The organism is Halomonas litopenaei, assembly GCF_017303055.1.
Classification (GTDB): Bacteria; Pseudomonadota; Gammaproteobacteria; order Pseudomonadales; family Halomonadaceae; genus Halomonas; species Halomonas litopenaei_A.
In genome coordinates this window covers 1-503 of sequence record NZ_JAEKJT010000031.1, presented here as the reverse complement: position 1 = coordinate 503, position 503 = coordinate 1, and the positions used below count along the sequence as shown (strand labels likewise).

General features: G+C 50.5%; 2 tRNA genes and 1 rRNA gene. All 3 read left to right on the top strand.

The annotated features are described in order from the left end of the window. Window positions 1-60, top strand: a 16S ribosomal RNA gene (locus JF545_RS19875); the annotation flags it as partial. Between the two features lie 100 nt (window positions 61-160). Then, window positions 161-237: transfer RNA gene (locus JF545_RS19870), tRNA-Ile, on the top strand. 37 nt (window positions 238-274) lie between these two features. Beyond that, window positions 275-350, top strand: a tRNA-Ala gene (locus tag JF545_RS19865). The last annotated feature ends 153 nt before the right edge of the window (window positions 351-503 follow it).

The following is a 503-nucleotide window of genomic DNA, read 5'->3' as shown; positions in this document are numbered from 1 at the left end:
ACTGGGGTGAAGTCGTAACAAGGTAGCCGTAGGGGAACCTGCGGCTGGATCACCTCCTTAATCGACACGTCGCTGACTGTCGGTAAGTGCTCACAATGAATTACCTGATCAAGCAAGAGCAATGACTGTTTGGGTTGTTTACAGGCCCAACGTGGCAAATGGGTCTGTAGCTCAGTTGGTTAGAGCGCACCCCTGATAAGGGTGAGGTCGGCAGTTCAAGTCTGCCCAGACCCACCATTTGTCAGACTGACGAACGTCAGTGCAAAAACTGCATGGGGCCTTAGCTCAGCTGGGAGAGCGCAACACTGGCAGTGTTGAGGTCAGCGGTTCGATCCCGCTAGGCTCCACCATCATCCCTTGGATGAAAGTCATTGAATGAAGTTCTAAGCAAGATGCTTGCATCGCTGCTCGATAACTCGGGACGGCGATTTTCAAGTCTCTCGCTTAGAGTTTCGACTCTAACGCTCTTTAACAATGTATATCATGCTGACAAAGTAAGATAC